This window comes from Pseudomonas sp. 1912-s (genome assembly GCF_029269205.1).
Taxonomy (GTDB): domain Bacteria; phylum Pseudomonadota; class Gammaproteobacteria; order Pseudomonadales; family Pseudomonadaceae; genus Aquipseudomonas.
This window is the reverse complement of sequence record NZ_JARIXR010000030.1, coordinates 1-12,603: the sequence shown is the minus strand read 5'-3', so window position 1 is coordinate 12,603 and position 12,603 is coordinate 1. Positions and strand designations below refer to the sequence as shown.

The 12,603-nt window shown below is 61.4% G+C and carries 12 protein-coding genes and 1 pseudogene; 9 read left to right on the top strand and 4 right to left on the bottom strand.

What is annotated here, in order from left to right:
- Nucleotides 1-2: 2 nt before the first annotated feature.
- Nucleotides 3-1,211, top strand: coding sequence for an HDOD domain-containing protein (locus P3C29_RS27140; protein ID WP_010168820.1), 1,209 nt, complete (start codon nt 3-5; stop codon nt 1,209-1,211).
- Between the two features lie 136 nt (nt 1,212-1,347).
- On the opposite strand, the gene P3C29_RS27135 is transcribed toward P3C29_RS27140, so the two are convergent.
- Together P3C29_RS27135 and desA are read right to left on the bottom strand one after the other, a co-directional pair.
- On the bottom strand, nt 1,348-2,346 hold the full coding sequence (locus P3C29_RS27135) for a sensor domain-containing diguanylate cyclase (RefSeq protein WP_275965892.1): 999 nt from the start codon (nt 2,344-2,346) through the stop codon (nt 1,348-1,350).
- A 253-nt stretch (nt 2,347-2,599) separates the two neighbouring features.
- Nucleotides 2,600-3,784: a delta-9 fatty acid desaturase DesA gene (gene desA / locus P3C29_RS27130; RefSeq protein ID WP_010168824.1), complete on the bottom strand. Its 1,185-nt coding sequence runs from the start codon at nt 3,782-3,784 to the stop codon at nt 2,600-2,602.
- Nucleotides 3,785-3,950: 166 nt separating this feature from the next.
- Between desA and dibA the strand changes: the two genes are divergently transcribed.
- The 6 genes from dibA (at nt 3,951) to P3C29_RS27100 (ending at nt 10,288) form a co-directional block, all read left to right on the top strand.
- A complete protein-coding gene (gene dibA / locus P3C29_RS27125; protein ID WP_275965891.1) occupies nt 3,951-5,861 on the top strand; it encodes a phosphodiesterase DibA in 1,911 nt (636 codons plus the stop codon).
- A 305-nt stretch (nt 5,862-6,166) separates the two neighbouring features.
- Nucleotides 6,167-6,349, top strand: coding sequence for a sulfur starvation response protein OscA (oscA, locus tag P3C29_RS27120; RefSeq protein ID WP_003170956.1), 183 nt, complete (start codon nt 6,167-6,169; stop codon nt 6,347-6,349).
- Between the two features lie 76 nt (nt 6,350-6,425).
- The gene (locus tag P3C29_RS27115; protein WP_010168832.1) at nt 6,426-7,436 is read left to right on the top strand and encodes a sulfate ABC transporter substrate-binding protein; all 1,011 of its coding nucleotides are present in this window, start codon (nt 6,426-6,428) and stop codon (nt 7,434-7,436) included.
- Between the two features lie 163 nt (nt 7,437-7,599).
- Complete coding sequence (gene cysT, locus P3C29_RS27110; protein WP_010168834.1) at nt 7,600-8,418, top strand: sulfate ABC transporter permease subunit CysT; 819 nt, start codon at nt 7,600-7,602, stop codon at nt 8,416-8,418.
- A gap of 13 nt (nt 8,419-8,431) precedes the next feature.
- A complete protein-coding gene (gene cysW, locus P3C29_RS27105) occupies nt 8,432-9,304 on the top strand; it encodes a sulfate ABC transporter permease subunit CysW (protein ID WP_010168836.1) in 873 nt (290 codons plus the stop codon).
- Nucleotides 9,305-9,307: 3 nt separating this feature from the next.
- A complete protein-coding gene (locus P3C29_RS27100) occupies nt 9,308-10,288 on the top strand; it encodes a sulfate ABC transporter ATP-binding protein (RefSeq protein WP_010168838.1) in 981 nt (326 codons plus the stop codon).
- Between the two features lie 153 nt (nt 10,289-10,441).
- On the opposite strand, the gene P3C29_RS27095 is transcribed toward P3C29_RS27100, so the two are convergent.
- On the bottom strand, nt 10,442-10,966 hold the full coding sequence (locus P3C29_RS27095; RefSeq protein ID WP_169386667.1) for an Mpo1-like protein: 525 nt from the start codon (nt 10,964-10,966) through the stop codon (nt 10,442-10,444).
- An 83-nt stretch (nt 10,967-11,049) separates the two neighbouring features.
- Between P3C29_RS27095 and P3C29_RS27090 the strand changes: the two genes are divergently transcribed.
- Together P3C29_RS27090 and P3C29_RS27085 are read left to right on the top strand one after the other, a co-directional pair.
- The gene (locus P3C29_RS27090; RefSeq protein WP_010168842.1) at nt 11,050-11,736 is read left to right on the top strand and encodes a Crp/Fnr family transcriptional regulator; all 687 of its coding nucleotides are present in this window, start codon (nt 11,050-11,052) and stop codon (nt 11,734-11,736) included.
- 38 nt (nt 11,737-11,774) lie between these two features.
- A complete protein-coding gene (locus P3C29_RS27085; protein ID WP_003218132.1) occupies nt 11,775-12,140 on the top strand; it encodes a response regulator in 366 nt (121 codons plus the stop codon).
- Nucleotides 12,141-12,354: 214 nt separating this feature from the next.
- Here P3C29_RS27085 and P3C29_RS27080 read toward each other — a convergent pair.
- Nucleotides 12,355-12,603 (bottom strand): annotated as a pseudogene (locus tag P3C29_RS27080) (IS481 family transposase); the annotation flags it as partial.

Here is a 12,603-nt window from a genome sequence, read left to right as displayed (position 1 = left end):
GGATGACTGCTGTTGATTTACCGGCTGTACCCCGTGTGTTGATTGCCGAGGCCGAACCCTGGTCCCGGGATTTGCTCAAGCAGGTGTTGCTGAATGTGCGCTGTGACGCACGGCTGGATGTGTGTGCCGATGGCCAGCGGGCCGCCGAGCTGCTGCGAGAGAAACCCTATGACCTGATCATCGCCGACTGGGAACTGCCCGGCGTCGATGGCCTGAGCCTGTTGCGCAGCGTGCGCCAGCAACGGCGTTCGCCGCTGCTGCCGTTTATCCTGCTGAGCACCCGCAACGACAGCGCCAGCGTGCGCGAAGCCTTGCCCCTGGCGCCGACGGCGTACCTGACCAAACCCCTGAACATGGAAGGCCTGACCCAGCGCCTGCAAGACCTGCTGCTGAATGAAGGCGAGACGGTGTACTGCGAAGTCCCGGCCCTGGCGCCGGGCATGACCTTGCCGGTGTTTCTGGAACGGCGCCGCGAAGCCTCCGATGGCGCGCCGCTGCGGGTCGACGTGCAGGCCGCAGTGCAGCACAGCCTGGAGCCGGAAGGCCTGGACCTCAAGCGCCTGGAAGAGCAGGTGCGCATGGACCCGCAGATCACTGCCGTGCTGATCGCTGCCGCCAACAGCGCCGGCCATCACGGTTCGCCGGTGCAAACCCTGTCCATGGCCCTGCACAAGCTGGCGGCCGGGCAGAGCATGAACCTGATCCTGGGGCTCGCCCTCAAGCACAACGTGGTGCTGAGCGACCCAAGCCTTGTGGATTACGCCGAGCGTCACTGGCAACTGTCCCAACGCACCGCCGACTACGCCCGCAGCCTGGCGCGCATGCTCGACCTGGATCACGAGCGCTGCTACAGCGCCGGCATCCTCCATCGCCTCGGCGACCTGGCCTTGCTGCGGTGCCTGCAAGACTGGTTGCAGGGCGGCGGCGAACTGGATGACGAAGCGATAGGCGAGTCCCTTTACACCTTCGGTGCGGCCTACGGCTCGGCGTTGCGCACCCGTTGGCGCTTGCCGCTGGAGTTGCGCCAGTTGATCGCGGCGATTTATTCGCTGGAAGGCGGGGTGTATTCCCGGGAAGCGCTGGTGATGAACCTGGCGGCGCAACTCGCACGGCTGACCGAGCATGAAGGCGTCGAGGCGCTGGCCAAAGGCAAGACCGCACGCTTGCTCAAGGTGGGTTTGCCGGAATTGGCGCGTATGCGCAAAACCTAGCAGGCGATGCGGGCCAGTGTGGGAGCTGGCTTTTGTAGGAGCCGGGCTTGCCCGCGATGCAGGCACCTCGGTGTGTCAGTTGCACCGAGGTGATGCTATCGCAGGCAAGCCAGCTTCCACAGGGAATCGTGTAGCGTCAGCCCGTGAGCACGCGGTTTTTGCCCTGGCGCTTGGCCTCATACATCGCGGCGTCGGCACGGGCGAACAGGCTGTCTACGTTGGCGTCCTCGGCGGTCAGGCTGGCCAGGCCCTGGCTGACCGTGACCGCGAAGCTCTCACCGTCATGGCTGAAACTCAGTTGCGCAATCTCGTGCCCCAGGCGTTCGGCCACCTGCATTGCCATCTCCGGGGCACAGCCGGGCAGCACGGCGGCGAATTCTTCGCCGCCAATGCGCCCGAACAGGTCGCCACGGCGCAGAACCCCCCGACCGCTCTCGGCGATACGCTGCAGCACCTGATCGCCCTCCAGGTGGCCGTAGGTGTCGTTGACCACCTTGAAGTCATCGATGTCCAGCAGCAGGAACGCCAGGGGCGTGCCCTGCAGGCAGGCGCGTTCGAACTCGTGGTGGGCGCACTCGAAGAAGTGCCGGCGGTTGCTGCTGCGGGTCAGCACGTCGGTGGTGGCCAGGCGGTGCAGCTCCAGTTCCAGGTGCTTCTTGTCAGTGATGTCTTCGGCCATGCCCACTACGATCACCGGCTGGCCGGGTTCGGCCTGCTGGTTGATGTAGCACTTGTCGCTGAGCCAGCGGATCTGCCCGTCAGCGGTGATGATGCGGTACTCGCGGTCTTCCACGGCGCCGCTGTGCAGCACCTGGGCCAGGCTGTATTCGGCGTAGTCGAGGTCTTCGGGGTGAATGCTGTTGCGCCATTCCTGATAGTCGGCGAGCAACATGCCTGCCGTACGTCCGAAAACCCGCTCATAGGCCGGGCTGACATACAGCACGCGGCGGGTGTCCCACTCGATGGCCCAGAGCACGGCGTTCACGCTGACCAGCAGCGAACTCAGCAGTTGCTCGCGTTCACTCAAGCGCTCCACTTCGCCCTGGGCATGCATCAGCGCCAGCAACGTAGCGGCAGCGGCCGGTCGTGGCTGGTCGAGGACGGGTGGGTCGGTGAAGGTCTGTTCGGGGACCATCGGCACAACTCTCTCTGGGCATGCCGCGGGGTTGGGCAGCGGTCACAACAAGGGCCGCCGGGATGGCGAAGTGTTGTTTGAGAGGGGGAATTTGCAGCGAAGTTCCGTTATCAGCGTCGATTTGAGGCGACCAAGAAATGGCGCCAGAAACCTGTAGGAGCGAGCCTGTTGGGGTGAGTGGCTTGCTGTGGCGAGGGAGCTGCTGTGGCGAGGGAGCTCCCTCGCCACAAAAAATCGGCTCGCTACAGCCGTGTCAGACCGCGGCAGGCCGCAGCGAATAGGTTTTCAACTGGTGGGCAAAGTCTCGCAGGGATTGAATCCCGCTGGCCTCGGCCTCGTGTACCCATTCCTTGATCGCCGCCAGCATGTCATGCCCGTTGGTGCTGGTTTTCAGCCAGATCTGTTGCAGCGCCAGGCGCTTTTCGTAGATCACTTTCAGGGCCTGGCTGTGTTCCAGCATGCTTTGGATGCGCACGTGGTGACGGTCATCCAGCAGGCTGGTTTCCCGCGACAGCAGGCGCTTGGCGCGATGGAACTGGTGGCGCACCGAGTGATCGACCTTCTCCAGTTCCTGCTTGACCAGCGGGCCAATCACCAACTTGCGGTACTGGGCCATGATCTGGAAACGGTTGTTGAGGATCGCCATGGCGGTGTCCATGTCCAGGTGGCCCTTGCCTTCGACCCGGTGGGCGATCGGCGCGACCCGTTGCACCTTGGCCAGGCGCAGGAAGCTGAACACTTTGATCCAGGCCCAGCCCAGATCGAATTCCCACTTCTTCACCGACAGCTTGGCGGAGTTGGGGTAGGTGTGGTGGTTGTTATGCAGCTCTTCGCCGCCAACGATGATGCCCCAGGGAATCAGGTTGGTCGCCGCGTCGCGGCATTCGAAATTGCGGTAGCCGATGGCATGGCCCAGGCCGTTGATCACGCCGGCGGCCCAGAACGGAATCCACATCATCTGGATGGCCCAGATGGTGATGCCGATGGTGCCGAACAGCAGCAGGTCGATCACGCCCATGATTGCCACGCCCAGCAGCGGGTACGGGGTGTAGAGCTTGCGTTCGATCCAGTCTTCCGGGCAGTTCTTGCCGTAGATACGCAGGGTCTCGGGGTTTTCGGCCTCGGCGCGGTACAGCTCGGCACCTTTGCGCAGGACGGTGGACAGGCCTTTGATCACCGGGCTGTGGGGATCGTCGACGGTTTCGCACTTGGCGTGGTGTTTACGGTGGATAGCGGTCCACTCGCGGGTGTTCTGCGCCGTGGTGAGCCACAGCCAGAAGCGGAAGAAGTGTTTCAGGCCAGCATTGAGCTCCAGGGAGCGGTGGGCTGAATAGCGGTGCAGATAGACCGTGACCCCGACAATGGTCACGTGGGTCATCAACAGAGTGACTGCCACCAGTTGCCAGGCCGACAAGTCAAGAAAACCGTTGTACCACATAGGCTGTATGGCCCTCAGATAAAGAAAAAAACAGCATCCGCATTATCACTCCCTTTGCGGATAAAACCAGTCACCGTTTCAGATAAGACTTACAAGGTGTTTCCTATTCTATAATCCTGACCCTTTGTAGGGCGATTCTGGTTTTTTAGTAAGGATTACTGACCATATGCTGTTTTCATACCGAGGTGCCCTGCGTGCGGGGCTGTTGTACCTGCTGGTTTCCATTGTGTGGATACAGCTCAGCCAGCATCTGTTGATCAAACTTTCCGACGAACCGGCGCAAGTGATCCATTGGCTGGCGCTGCGGGGCTATATCTGGATTGGCCTCAGCGCCCTGGTGATTTATCTGCTTTGCGCCCGTTTTGCCCGGGCAAACCTGATCCAGCAGCCCCTCAAGGAAAACCGCGAGCGGCTGCGCCAGGCCGCCGCTGTGTTCGATTGCACCCGCGAAGGCGTGCTGGTTACCGATGCGCAGGGGCTGATCGTGCACGTCAACCGTGCCTTCATTGAAATCACCGGCTACCAGGGCGAAGACGTGTTGGGCCGCCAGCCGAGCCTGTTCAAGTCCGGGCGCCACTCCGCGAGCTTCTATCAACAGATGTTCCAGACCCTGGAGCGTGACGGCGAATGGAGCGGCGAAATCTGGAACCGCCGTAAAAGCGGCGAAATTTATCCACAGTGGCAGACCATCCGCGTCATCCGCGATGAGCAGGGCAACATCAGCCACTACGTCGCGGTGTTCTCCGACATCAGTGCCATCAAGCACTCCGAGCACGAACTGGCGCACCTCGCCCACCACGACCCGCTGACCGACCTGCCCAACCGCCTGCTGTTCACCGACCGCGCCGAACAGGCCCTGGCCTCGGCGCAGATCCATAAACGCGGTTGCGCCTTGCTGTTGCTGGACCTGGACCACTTCAAGATCATCAACGACAGCCTTGGCCACAACGTCGGCGACCAGTTGCTCAAGGCCGTCGGCGAGCGCCTGCAAGGCCTGTTCGGCCCCGGCGTGACCCTGGCGCGCCTGGGGGGCGACGAGTTCGCGGTGCTGGCGGAAAGTTGTCCACAGGTGGTCCAGGCGGCCGCCCTGGCGCAACGTATTCTCGATGGGATGAAAGAACCGTTCATCTTCGACGGCCATCAGCTGTTTATCAGCGCCAGCATTGGCATCAGCCTGTTCCCCAGCGATGCCCTGAGCGCCGAGCAACTGCTGCGCAACGCCGATTCGGCGCTGTTCAAGGCCAAGAGCGCCGGCCGCGAAGGCTACGCCTTGTACACCGAAGAACTCACCGCCCACGCCCAGCACCGTGTCGAAATGGCCGGCGAACTGCGCCGCGCCCTGGACCAGCAAGAGCTGCGGGTTTACTACCAACCGGTGCACGACCTGGAGAACAGCCGCCTGATCGGCGTCGAAGCCCTGGTGCGCTGGCAGCACCCGGAGCGCGGGCTGGTGCCGCCGGGGGAATTCATCCCGATTGCCGAGCGTACCGGGCTGATTGCCGATATCGACGCCTGGGTCATGGACCAGGCCTGCCGCCAGATGTGCCAGTGGCTGGCCGGCGGCGCACCGCTTACGTTTCTCGCGGTGAACGTGTCCAGCCGCCTGTTTGCCCGGCGCGAGCTGTATGAGCAAGTGGCCAAGGTGCTGCACGATACGGGGCTGGATCCGGCATTCCTGGAATTGGAAGTCACCGAAAGCGCGGTAATGGAAGACCCGGAAGTCGCCCTTGAACAAATGCACCGCCTGCGGGAGTTGGGCTTGCGCCTGGCCATTGACGACTTTGGCACCGGTTACTCATCGCTGCTGCGGCTCAAGCGGTTGCCGGTGCAGAAGCTCAAGATTGATCAGGGCTTTGTCGCCGGGTTGCCGTGGGATGAAGACGACGCGGCGATCGTGCGGGTGGTGATCGCGTTGGCGCAGAGCATGGGCATGCAGGTGCACGCCGAGGGTATCGAGCAGGTCGAGCAGGCGCGGTTTCTGTTGGAGCAGCGGTGTGACCTGGGCCAGGGGTACTGGTTTGGTCGGCCGATGCCGGCCAGTGAGCTGGATTGGGCGAGGGCGCCGATCATTCGCTGAACATCATGTGGGTTTTGTGGCGAGGGAGCTTGCTCCCGCTGGGGTGCGCAGCGCCCCCCAAAAATGGGACTGCTACGCAGTCCAGCGGGAGCAAGCTCCCTCGCCACAAATACAGCACTCGTTCTTGCTTCGGTATTTTCAGCCCCCAAACCCCGCGCAACCCCACGTCCCATCAGAAAATTCTTTCTGGTTATATAAACATTCTTAAATAGTATTTTTAAGAATATCCGCGCTTATCTACTATCGCCCTCACGCCGCAAGCAGTGCCGCCACTGCGAGGCACTTCTCATTTCAGGAGCACGACCATGAGCGCATCTCTACGTAGCGTTGACGGCCAGGACGAAGCAGCCATTTTGCGCGAGATCCAGAGCGCCCTGCGCGACCTGCGGTTTGGTGCGGTGGAAATCACTGTGCACAACGCCCAGGTAGTACAAATCGAACGCAAAGAGAAATTCCGTTTGCAGAACCCGGGCAACAAACCGAGCTGAGCAAGATCGGCGATTCGATTGCAAGACCCGCAACTATAAGAAAAAAGCCAACACCCAAGAATTTCAGGAGCCTTCTATGTCGTCGATTCGCCGTTATGCCCTGGCAGCACTGGCCAGTGCCGTGTTTGCCGGTTCCGCTGTTGCCAAGGATTACGAACTGCTCAACGTGTCTTACGACCCGACCCGCGAGCTCTACCAGGACTACAACGCTGAATTCACCAGCTTCTGGAAGAAAGAGCACCCGGGCGACAACGTCAAGATCCAGCAGTCCCACGGTGGCTCGGGCAAGCAAGGCCGCGCGGTGATCGACGGCCTGCGTGCCGACGTCGTGACCCTGGCCCTGGCCGGCGACATCGACGAAATCGCAAAACTGGGCAAGACCCTGCCGGAAAACTGGCAAACCCGCCTGCCGGACGCCAGCACCCCGTACACCTCGACCATCGTGTTCCTGGTGCGCAAGGGCAACCCTAAAGGCATCAAGGATTGGGGCGACCTGATCAAGAAAGACGTTTCCGTGATTACCCCGAACCCGAAAACCTCCGGCGGCGCCCGCTGGAACTTCCTCGCCGCGTGGGCCTACGGCCTGAAAGCCGGTGGCAGCGAAGCCAAGGCCCAGGAATACGTGAAAGAGCTGTTCAAGCACGTGCCGATCCTCGACACCGGCGCTCGCGGTTCGACCATTACCTTCGTCAACAACGGTCAGGGTGACGTGTTGCTGGCCTGGGAAAACGAAGCCTTCCTGGCCCTGAAAGAAGACGGCGGCGCCGACAAGTTCGACATCGTTGTGCCTTCGCTGTCGATCCTCGCCGAGCCTCCCGTGGCCGTGGTCGACAAGAACGCCGAGAAAAAGGGCAACACCGAAATCGCTACCGCCTACCTCAAGCACCTGTACAGCCCGGCTGGCCAGGAGATTGCGGCGAAGAACTTCTACCGCCCACGCGATGAGAAAGTCGCCGCCAAATACGCCCAGCAGTTCCCGAAACTGGACCTGGTGACTATCGACAAAGACTTCGGCGGCTGGAAAACTGCCCAACCGAAATTCTTCAATGACGGTGGCGTGTTCGACCAGATTTACTCGGCGCAGTAAGCAAAATCAAACTGTAGGAGCCAGCTTTCTGTGGGAGCCGGGCTTGCCCGCGATAGCATCACCTCGGTGTAACTGATACACCGAGGTGCCGGCATCGCAGGCAAGCCAGCTCCCACAGACGCTCGCTCCTACAGTGGTATCTACCCGCTAACCAAGGACTCTTATGTCGCGTCGTATCTCCCCCGTCATACCCGGCTTCGGGCTGACGCTGGGCTACACCGTGGTGTACCTCAGCCTGATCGTACTCATCCCGCTGGCGGCGATGTTTGTACATGCCGCTCAACTCACCTGGGATCAGTTCTGGAACATCATCACCGCACCACGCGTGCTGGCGGCGTTGAAACTGAGCTTCGGCACCGCGTTTTGCGCAGCGATCATCAACGGCGTTATCGGCACCCTGCTGGCCTGGGTACTGGTGCGTTATACCTTCCCGGGTCGCAAGATCATCGATGCGATGATCGACCTGCCGTTTGCCTTGCCCACCGCCGTCGCCGGTATTGCGCTCACTGCGCTGTACACGCCGACAGGTCTGGTCGGTCAGTTCGCCGCCGACCTGGGTTTCAAGATCGCCTACACCCCCTTGGGTATTACCCTGGCGCTGACCTTCGTCACGCTGCCATTCGTGGTGCGTACCGTGCAGCCGGTGCTGGCCGATATCCCTCGGGAAATCGAAGAAGCCGCCGCCTGCCTGGGTGCCAAGCCACTGCAAGTGTTCCGCTACATCCTGGTGCCGGCGCTGTTGCCTGCCTGGTTGACCGGCTTCGCATTGGCGTTCGCCCGAGGCGTGGGTGAGTACGGTTCGGTGATCTTCATCGCCGGCAACATGCCGATGAAAACCGAGATTCTGCCGTTGCTGATCATGGTCAAGCTCGACCAATACGACTACACCGGCGCCACGGCCATCGGCGTGATGATGCTGGTGGTTTCCTTTGTCCTGCTGCTGCTGATCAACTTGCTGCAGCGGCGCATCGAACACCCATAAGGAGGCGCGGAACATGTCCCAATCGTCTATTTCCGCCGCGTCCTCGGCCAACGCTGCCCGTCGCGGCAGCGCGGTGTCCCGACGCATCCTGATCAGCCTCGGCTGGTTGATCTTCGCGCTGTTTCTGCTGCTGCCGCTGTTTATCGTGGTGTCCCAGGGCCTGAAAAATGGCCTGGGGGCGTTCTTCACCGCGATTCTCGAGCCGGACGCGCTGTCGGCGTTGAAACTCACGGTGATCGCCGTGGTGATCTCGGTGCCGCTCAACGTGGTGTTCGGCGTCAGCGCCGCCTGGTGCGTGAGCAAGTACTCGTTCCGTGGCAAAAGTATCCTGGTGACGCTGATCGACCTGCCGTTCTCGGTATCGCCGGTGATCGCCGGTCTGGTTTACGTGTTGATGTTCGGCGCCCAGGGCTTCTTTGGCCCCTGGCTGCAAGACCATGACATCCAGATCGTGTTCGCCTTGCCGGGCATCGTGCTGGCGACGATCTTCGTCACTGTGCCGTTCGTGGCCCGTGAGCTGATCCCGTTGATGCAGGAACAAGGCACCCAGGAAGAAGAGGCCGCGCGCCTGCTGGGCGCCAACGGCTGGCAGATGTTCTGGCATGTCACCGTGCCGAACATCAAGTGGGGCCTGATCTACGGCGTGGTGCTGTGTACGGCGCGGGCGATGGGTGAGTTCGGCGCGGTGTCGGTGGTGTCCGGCCACATTCGCGGCGTGACCAACACCTTGCCGCTGCACGTCGAGATCCTCTACAACGAATACAACCACGTCGCCGCGTTTGCCGTCGCGAGCCTGTTGCTGATCCTGGCGCTCTTCATCCTGCTGCTCAAGCAGTGGAGCGAGAACCGTATCAACCGCCTGCGCAAAAGCGCTGGTGAGGAATAAGTCATGTCGATCGAAGTCCGTAATGTCAGCAAGAACTTCAACGCCTTCAAGGCCCTGAACAGCATCAATCTGGACATCCAGAGTGGCGAGCTGGTGGCGTTGCTGGGCCCGTCCGGCTGCGGCAAGACCACCTTGCTGCGCATCATCGCCGGCCTGGAAACCCCGGATAACGGCAGCATCGTGTTCCACGGTGAAGACGTTTCCGGCCACGACGTGCGTGATCGCAATGTCGGCTTCGTGTTCCAGCACTACGCGCTGTTCCGCCACATGACCGTGTTCGACAACGTCGCGTTCGGCCTGCGCATGAAACCGAAAAACCAGCGCCCGACCGAAAGCCAGATCGCGGTAAAAGTCCACGAGCTGCTGAACATGGTGCAACTCGACTGGTTGTCCGATCGCTACCCGGAACAACTCTCCGGCGGCCAGCGCCAGCGTATCGCCCTGGCTCGCGCGTTGGCGGTAGAACCTAAAGTGCTGCTGCTGGATGAACCGTTCGGCGCCCTGGATGCCAAGGTCCGTAAAGAGCTGCGCCGCTGGCTGGCGCGCCTGCACGAAGACATCAACCTGACCTCGGTGTTCGTGACCCACGACCAGGAAGAAGCCATGGAAGTGGCGGACCGCATCGTGGTGATGAACAAGGGCGTGATCGAGCAGATCGGCTCACCGGGCGAAGTCTACGAAAACCCGGCCAGCGATTTCGTTTATCACTTCCTCGGTGACTCCAACCGCCTGCACTTGGGTGAAGACAAGCACGTGCTGTTCCGCCCGCATGAAGTGTCGCTGTCGCGCCATGAGCTGGAAGATCACCACGCGGCTGAAGTGCGTGATATTCGCCCGCTTGGCGCGACCACCCGGGTAACCCTGAAGGTCGAAGGCCAGAGCGAACTGATCGAAGCTGAAGTGGTGAAAGACCATGACAGCCTGACCGGTTTGGCGCGGGGCGAGACGCTGTTCTTCAAGCCCAAGGTCTGGCAAAAAGCCTGAAAGCGCCGCAAAACCCAATGTGAGGCTATGTAGTGAGCGGGCTTGCCCCGCGCTGGGCTGCGGAGCAGCCCCATCAATCTGCGGTGAACTCGGCGGGGGACAAGCCCCCTCACCACAGCAAGCCCGCTCCCACATTTGGATCTCCAGTGTTGCTCAGGCCGTGGCGTTCTTGTGCCGCACGGCCACCGGCCCCGAGCGCTCTTCAATCTGCTGCTTCAGGTCATGCCGCAGCCCCACCAGAAACGCCAACTCCGCCACCACAAACAACGGCCCTACGATCAGCCCGGACACGTCATCGACAAACGCCGGTTTTTTGCCCTCGTAGTAATGCCCGACAAACTGGATCACCCAGCCCACCACGAACATGCCGATGCCGCTGCTCAGCCACACCAGCGTGCTTTGCGCTGCCAGTACATGCCCGGCCCACACCGACAGGCCCATCAGCACCGTCATCAGCACACCGAGGGCCAGTTCCAGGCGCAGGTAGAACCACGCCGAGAGCAGCGCCACCACCACGGCCGGCGAGAGCCAGAGCCCGGCCACCGTCCATTCGGGGCGTGACAGCAGCACGGCCACCGCCACCACAATCAGCGGGATGCCGATAAAGTGGCTGGCGATATTGCGCGGGTCACGGTGGTAGGCAGCGTATTGACTGAGATGGTCGACGAGGCTTTTCATTGTTGTTCCTCCTGTAGGATGTTTGATCATGCCCTGTAGGCCTGCGACACACTGTCAGCTGGCCGACAATCTTCGGAGTTCTCATGGATGCAGAGAAATGGCACCCGCGGCTGGCCACCGGTCACTGGTACAGCCATCTGCCTGCTGATTTACAGAATAGCTTGCTGGCCAGCGCCCGGCTGCGGCAGCTGACAGCGGGGCAGTACCTGTTCAAGCGCGGCGACCCACCGTGCGGGTTGTACGCGGTGCTGGAAGGCTCCCTGCGCATCAGCGCGGTAAATGAGCAGGGCAAGGAAGCCGTGTTGAGCCTGGCGGAATTGCCGTACTGGTTCGGCGAGATTTCCCTGTTCGACGGGCTGCCCCGCACCCATGACGCCTGCGCCGTCGGGCCTTGCACGCTGTTGCAGGTGCCGCAGCCGGCGTTGCTGCAGATACTTGAAGAGGCACCGCGTTATTGGCGCGACATGGCCCTGTTGATGAGCCAGAAGTTGCGCCTGACCTTTATCAACATCGAGCAACTGAGCCTGATGCCGGCTTCGGTGCGGGTGGCGCACCGCCTGCTGATGATCGCCGAAGGCTACGGCGACATCGAACAGGCGCGACAGGTGTTGCAACTGCCCCAGGAAGACCTGGCCGCGATGCTGAGCCTTTCACGCCAGACCACCAATGCGTTGCTCAAGGACCTGCAAGGCCAGGGCATTGTGCGCCTGGGCTATGGCGAGATCGAAATCCTCGACCCGCAACGTTTGCGCGAGGCGGCGCACGCCTGAGGGTGTTAGCCTGCGTTCACGATTATTCGAGGTGTGTTATGCGCGTCCTGCTAGTGGAACACGAGTCAGAGGCGGCCGAGGCGATGGGCCGCAGTCTTGAGGAGGCCAGCTACACGGTGGAGGTGGCGGCCAATGGCATGGCGGCCCTGCGCTTTGTGGAAAGCACTGAATACGATCTGGTGATCCTGGATGTGATGCTGCCGGGGCTGAATGCCTGGAAGCTGCAACAGGCGATTCGGTTGAAAGGCGAGACGCCGATGTTGTTTCTGACCACGCCCGACGGGATTGAAGATCGGCTGCGTGGGCTGGAATTGCACGAGGATGATTATTTGCTCAAGCCGTTTGAAGCCCGGGCGTTGGTGGCGCGGGTGAAGAAGGTGTTGCGGCGGGACCGGGGGCGCTGACTGCCTTTGGCTTTTGTAGTGGCTGAACCATCGCTATCGCGGGCAAGCCCGGCTCCCACATTTGGACACTGTTGCCCAAGACCACTCGGTCAACTGTGGGAGCCGGGCTTGCCCGCGATGGGGCCCTCACAACCACCGCAATACTCACTACCTTAACCCATCCTGTACGGACCGGACACATGGTGGACACATGTACGGGGACATGGTTGACACATTATGAACCGTAATCAGGCTGCTTCACGTCGATCGTTCGCAAAAAGTGATGGCAGAAATAGACATCAAACAGCCCGTCACTTTCAGTGTTCGGACGTAGTGCAACGTGATGTCCAGCCAGGCCTTTGGCGATCCTGAAGTAGCGCTTCTGAAACTTAAATCGACTGTGATAAACCTTGGCCTTTAAATCGTCCGGCCCGTACTCAAACTCCAAAAGCGTCTCCGGATAAGCCCAGGGGCTTTCTCTCGG